General features: G+C 65.8%; 6 protein-coding genes. 4 read left to right on the top strand and 2 right to left on the bottom strand.

Annotated elements, in window-relative coordinates; translation table 11 throughout:
* The 4 genes from pyrD to ppk1 form a co-directional block, all read left to right on the top strand.
* Positions 1-847 (top strand): dihydroorotate dehydrogenase (quinone) (pyrD, locus tag VK519_RS03470; protein WP_324347713.1); only part of this gene is annotated, 847 nt, incomplete at its 5' end.
* Positions 844-1887, top strand: a complete 1044-nt coding sequence (gene murB / locus VK519_RS03475; protein WP_324347715.1) for a UDP-N-acetylmuramate dehydrogenase — start codon at positions 844-846, stop codon at positions 1885-1887. The genes pyrD and murB, both read left to right, overlap by 4 nt.
* Positions 1888-1956: 69 nt before the next feature.
* Positions 1957-3300, top strand: a complete 1344-nt coding sequence (locus VK519_RS03480; protein ID WP_324347717.1) for a cation:proton antiporter — start codon at positions 1957-1959, stop codon at positions 3298-3300.
* Positions 3301-3440: 140 nt separating this feature from the next.
* On the top strand, positions 3441-5597 hold the full coding sequence (ppk1, locus tag VK519_RS03485; RefSeq protein ID WP_324347720.1) for a polyphosphate kinase 1: 2157 nt from the start codon (positions 3441-3443) through the stop codon (positions 5595-5597).
* A gap of 8 nt (positions 5598-5605) precedes the next feature.
* Here the strand turns inward: ppk1 and VK519_RS03490 are convergent, their stop codons facing one another.
* Positions 5606-5989 carry a DUF6496 domain-containing protein gene (locus tag VK519_RS03490; protein WP_324347718.1) on the bottom strand — a complete coding sequence of 128 codons (384 nt, stop codon included), beginning with the start codon at positions 5987-5989 and terminating at the stop codon, positions 5606-5608.
* 64 nt (positions 5990-6053) lie between these two features.
* Positions 6054-6315 (bottom strand): HAD family hydrolase (locus tag VK519_RS03495; RefSeq protein ID WP_324347719.1); only part of this gene is annotated, 262 nt, incomplete at its 5' end.

Genomic DNA, 6315 nt, shown 5'->3' on the forward strand with positions numbered 1-6315 from the left:
GGCGGCGGGCCTGGACAAGAACGGCGACCATATCGATGCGCTCGGTGCGCTGGGCTTCGGCTTCATCGAAATCGGTACCGTCACGCCACGCCCGCAGGAAGGCAATCCCCGTCCACGCATGTTCCGCCTGCCCGCGCATGAAGCGGTGATCAACCGCATGGGCTTCAACAACGACGGCATCGATGCACTGGTGCGCAACGTCGCCAAATCCACCTACCGCGGCGTGCTGGGCATCAATATCGGCAAGAACAAGGACACGCCCAACGAGCGCTCCGTTGACGACTACCTGCTGTGCCTTGAGCGGGCATGGCCGCTGGCATCGTATATCACGGTGAATATTTCCTCGCCCAATACCCGGGGCCTGCGCGACCTCCAGGACGAAGAAACCCTGCGCGGTTTCATCGGCGATCTGCGCGAAACGCAAGAGCGCCTGGCGTCCACCGGCAAGCGCAAACCGATGCTGCTGAAGATCGCGCCCGACCTCACCGACGCCGAACTCGACGGCATGGCCCAGGTGCTGCTGGCCAGCGGCATCGACGGGGTGATCTGCACCAACACCACGGTATCGCGCGAAGGCATCGACGGCGAGCACGCCCAGGAAGCGGGCGGTCTCTCCGGTGCACCGCTCTTTGCCAGGTCCACCGCCGTCCTTCAAGCCATGCGCGAGCGCCTGGGTGGACGAATCGCCATCGTCGGCGTCGGCGGCATCACCGAAGGCGCCCAGGCGGCGGAGAAAATCGCCGCCGGTGCCAGCCTTATCCAATTGTATTCAGGGATGGTCTACCGCGGCCCTTCGCTCATCGGCGAATGCGTCGAGGAAATCCGCCGCCAGGGGAACCCGGCATGATCGAGCCGCTGACCGACCTTGGCGGATTCGCCCTGGCCAGCAACGCCACCCTGGCCGGCCGCAACACGCTTCGCGTGGACGCCCGCGCCAACCTGCTGGTGGAAGTGCGCGATCCGACGAAGCTTCCGGAGGTCCTGGCCTATCCCGCCGTCGCGGAAGGACCGGTTTTCGTATTGGGCGAAGGCAGCAATGTGTTGTTCACCGGCGACTACCGCGGCACGGTGCTGGTGATGGCAACGCAGGGCGTGGAGGTGTTCGAGCGCGACGACCACGTGTTGTTGCGCGTGGCGGCGGGCGAACGCTGGGACGATTTCGTGCGCTGGTCGCTGGGCAAGGGCTACGCAGGACTCGAAAACCTGATCATGATCCCGGGCACCGTGGGCGCCGCGCCGATCCAGAATATCGGCGCCTATGGCGTGGAAGTGGGCGAATTCATCGACAGCGTCGAGGCCTACGACAGGCAGGCCAGGGCGTTCGTGACACTCGACCGCCATGCATGCGCGTTCTCGTATCGCAATTCAACCATGAAGCACCAGCCCGATCGCTGGATCATCGTCGCGGTGACCTTCGCCCTGCCCCGCACGCCGCGGCTGCGACTGGACTACGCCGGGATCGGCGAGGAACTCACCGCCATGGGGGTGGAAAAACCCGCACCCTTCCATATTGCCGAAGCAGTCGTGCGGCTTCGCTCGCGCAAGCTCCCGGACCCAGCCGTCATCGGCAATGCCGGCAGCTTCTTCAAGAATCCGATCGTCAGCGCCGCACAGGCGCACGCGTTGCAGTTGGCCCATCCGGGCCTGCCGTCGTGGCCGCATGCCGGTGGCACGGCAAAGCTCTCCGCTGCATGGCTGATCGAGGCGGCTGGCCTGAAGGGCCACCGCGACGGTGACGCAGGCATTTCCGGACGGCACGCCCTTGTGCTGGTGAACCATGGCAAGGCATCGGGGCCGCAGTTGCTGGCCTTCGCGCGGAAAGTGCAGGCGGCCGTGGCGACGCGGTTCGGCGTCCAGTTGGAGCCCGAGCCCGTTTTCGCAGGCTGAGGTTCTTTGCCTAAGTTTCATGCCCAGGCGTGAAAGATCGGTCCAACCATCCTGCATAAGGGCCGCATCATGGACTTCCTCGGCTGGACGGCTGCCGTTGGCGTCCTGCTCCTGGCCATGTCACTTGCCTCGGGCCTGATCCAGCGTGGCCCCATCACCTCGTTCGGGCTGTTCCTGGCGGCAGGCATCATCGCCGGACCCTGGGGGCTGGATATCATCCGCGTCGATATCTCCGGCCATGTGACGTGGCTGGGCCATGTCACCGAGATGGCGCTGGTTGCGTCGCTGTTCATCACCGGCTTGAAGTTGCGCCTGCCCTTTAGTGATATCGGCTGGCGCCTGGCCTGGCGCCTGGCCTTCCCGGCCATGGTGCTGACGGTGGCGGGGTTGGCATGGCTGGTCCATGCGTGGCTTGGATTTCCCTGGCCGCTGGCACTGGCACTGGCCGCCATCCTGGCGCCCACCGACCCGGTGCTGGCCAGCCTGATCTCGGTGGACGACGCCAGCGACGACGACAACCTCCGGGTGTCGCTGTCGGGCGAGGCGGGCCTGAACGACGGTTCCGCCATGCCTGTGCTGCTGTTGGCCATGGCCCTGCTTGCCCCTGGTGGGTCCAGTCCCTGGGCACGCTGGCTTGCGGTGGATGTGCTGTGGGGGCTGCTCGCCGGCGTCGCGATCGGGTTTGCCATCGGCTGGTGCGTGGGTCTCATCGGCGTCCGGCTGAAGAGCTCGCAAAAGGACATTGCCCCCAACGATTTCCTCGCCCTGGCCCTGATGGCGCTTTCCTACGCCGCGGCACAGTCCGTCTCGGCGTCGGGGTTCCTGGCGGCCTTCGCCGCAGGCGTCGGCCTGCGGCGTGCTGAGTTGTACGTGGTGGCACGCCATCCGCACGCCTCAACGCAAAATGACGATGACGACCATCCCCCAGCCGAAGTGTTGGTCAACCCCAATCGCCGGCACGTCCAGGACGCAGGCGATCCCGCCGAATCGGTGGGGTGGGTGGTAAGCGACGCGCTCAGTTTCGGCGATACGGTGGAACGCCTGATCGCCGCCGGCCTGGTATTCCTTCTCGGCGCGGCGCTGGCGCTTCGGATCGATCTGGTCGGCCTCGGCCTGGCCCTGGCTTTGTTCGTGGTCATCCGTCCGGTAGCGGTGTGGATCGCCACGATGGGCTCGGGCGCGCCCGGGCCACGGCGCCTGCTGTTCGGCTGGCTGGGCATCCGCGGCATCGGCAGCGTCAACTACCTTGCCTACGCCCTCACCCACGGCTTGCAGGAGCCGGCCGCGGGGCGGATCGCAGACCTTGCCATCACCGTGGTGGTGGCAAGCATCGTGCTGCACGGGGTAACGGTGACGCCGCTGCTGAACTGGCGGCAGGCCAGGCTTGACGCGCGCGAGGCGCGTAAGGCCTAAAGAGGTCTATTCTAGAGGGCTAGCTCGCCTAGAGGGCTAGCTCGCCGTGTCACAAATCCGTCAGCCAGCATGCCTTAAGGTGATCAGTGACCAAAGGACCGGAGCGTCGCTTGAATCCAGCTACCCAGACCACGCCCGACATGGACGCCCCGCCCGCGCCAGTGGCGGGGAAACCGGCAGCCGCGTCAGAGCCAGTAGCAGCGTCCGCGCCCGCAGCGGCGCCGGTGGACCTGTCCCAACCTGAGCTCTACATCCATCGCGAGCTGTCGCAACTGCAGTTCAATATCCGCGTGCTCGAACAGGCGGTGGACGAATCCAAGCCGCTGCTCGAACGACTGAAATTCCTCTTGATCTTCTCCAGCAACATGGACGAGTTCTTCGAGATCCGCGTGGCGGGCCTGAAGCAGCAGATCGCCTTCGACCACGAATTGATCGGCGCCGACGGCATCAGTCCCAAGCGGGCGCTGGCGGAGATTTCCGAACTGGCGCACAAGGTGATCGAGCGCCAGTACCGCATACTGACCGAGCAGATCATGCCGGCGCTGGCCGAGCGCAAGATCCGCATCGTCCGCCGCGCGCAGTGGACCAACAAGCAGAAGCTTTGGGTGCGCCGTTTCTTCCGCCAGGAAGTGGCTCCGCTGGTGACGCCGATCGGGCTGGATCCCACCCACCCGTTCCCGCGTCTGGTCAACAAGAGCCTCAACTTCATCGTCGAGCTGGAAGGCGTGGACGCCTTCGGCCGTGATTCGGGCCTGGCCATCGTCCCGGCGCCACGCATCCTGCCGCGCATCATCAAGCTGCCCGACGAGGTCAACGTCGATGGCGACAACTTCATCCTGCTCTCCTCGATCATCCACGCCCATGCCGAGGAACTGTTTCCGGGCATGAAGGTGCTCGGCTGCTATCAATTCCGCCTTACCCGAAATGCCGACCTCTCCATCGATGCCGACGAAGTGGACGACCTCGCCCGCGCGCTGCGCGGTGAGCTTTCATCGCGCCGCTTCGGCGACGCCGTACGCCTGGAAGTCGCCGACAATTGCCCCCGGCCACTGATCGACTACCTGCTCAAGCAGTTCGCGCTGGGCCCGGATGAGCTCTACGAGGTGAACGGCCCGGTGAACCTGGCGCGTCTGTTCTCCATCGCAGCGCTGCCTGAGTTCGCCCGCCTGCAGTATCCGACCTTCGTGCCCTCGCTACCGAAATCGCTGCGTGCCGGCGCGGACATCTTCCAGGCGATCGCCGCCCACGACATCCTGCTGCTGCATCCCTACGAGTCGTTCACCCCCGTGGTGGACCTGCTGCGCCAGGCGGCGATGGATCCGCAGGTGCTGACCATCAAGCAGACGCTGTACCGCAGCGGCGCCACGTCGGAAATCGTCGATGCGCTGGTGGAAGCGGCACGTGCCGGCAAGGAAGTGACCGCCGTGGTGGAACTGCGCGCGCGCTTCGACGAGGAATCGAACCTGTCTCTGGCATCGCGCCTGCAGACTGCCGGCGCCATCGTGATCTACGGCGTGGTAGGGGTGAAAACCCACGCCAAGATGATGCTGGTGCAGCGCCGCGAGAACGGCCAGCTGGTGCGCTATGCCCACCTGGGTACCGGCAATTACCACACCGGCAATGCACGCCTGTATACCGACTACAGCCTGCTCACGTCCGACGAAGCCCTCTGCGAGGACGTCCACCGGCTCTTCAGCGAACTCACCGGCATGGGCAAGGTGCTGCGCATGAAGCGCCTGCTGCGCGCGCCGTTCACCCTTAAAAAAACCCTGCTGGACCTGATCTCCGCCGAGACCGGTCGCGCGGCGGCGGGCGCACCGGCGCAAATCGTCATCAAGGTCAACGCCGTCACCGATCCGAAGGTCATCCGCGCGCTCTACCGGGCCTCGATCGCCGGCGTGAAGGTCGACCTCATCGTGCGCGGCATGTGCTGCCTGCGTCCCGGCGTGCCCGGCATCTCGCAGAATATCCGCGTACGCAGCATCGTCGGCCGCTTCCTGGAGCACAGCCGGGCCTACTGGTTCCACAACGCCGGCGAGCCCTTGCTGTACCTGTCCAGCGCCGACCTGATGGAACGCAACCTCGACCGGCGCGTGGAAACCGGTTTCCCCATCGAGGGGAAGAAGTTGCAGCAGCGGGTGAAGAAAGAGCTGGACATGTACATGGCGGACAACGCCAACGCCTGGATCCTGCAGGCCGACGGTTCCTATGTACACGCCACCCCCTCGCAGCCGCCCCGCGACGTGCAGATGCAGCTGCTGGAGAAGCTCTCCGCCGCTCCCGCGCAGCCGAACTGATTACCGCATCAGCTGGCGGCGCGCTTGCGTGCCGCCTTCTTCGCCGCGGCCTTGCGCACCGCCGGGCCCTTGGTACGTGCGGCCTTTTTCGCAGCCGTCGACCGCTTGGCCGAAGTCTTCTTTGCCGCGCCCTTGCGATGGGAAGCGGCGGTATCCTGCGCGGCTTTCTTCTTCGTCGCCTTGCTGGCAGTTTTCTTCACCGGCGCCTTGACACCGGCGCGTCGCGCCTTGGACAAGCCGATGGCGATGGCCTGTTTGGCCGAACGGGCACCATGCTTGCCTTCGCGGACCTGTTCGATTTCCTCGTGGACGTATTCACCGGCCTGGGTGCTGGCGGACTTACCCGCACGCTTGTCGGCGCGGGCGCGGGCTTGCGTCTTCTTCTCGGGCATGGTGATGCTCCGTGGCTGGCAGTGGCCGCCATGCTCCGCGCCGGCACGTGAACCCGGCGGCAAGTCATTGTCCATGCAAGGCGAGCGCGCGCTCCACATCGTGCAGGGTTTCAACCACCCGCGCGCTGCCGGCGAGCACATCGAGGTCGGGCTCAAGCAGGTCCGGCACCATCACGGTGATCATTCCCGCAGCCAGTGCCGCGCGCACGCCGTTATGTGAATCCTCCAGCGCCAGGCAGCGATCCGCCGGCACGCCAAGCCGTTCGGCGGCCAGCAGGTAGGGATCGGGCGCGGGTTTGCCGTGCTCGTAGTCGCCCGCGGCGACG

The organism is Pinirhizobacter sp., from assembly GCF_035317885.1.
Classification (GTDB): Bacteria; Pseudomonadota; Gammaproteobacteria; order Xanthomonadales; family Rhodanobacteraceae; genus Pinirhizobacter.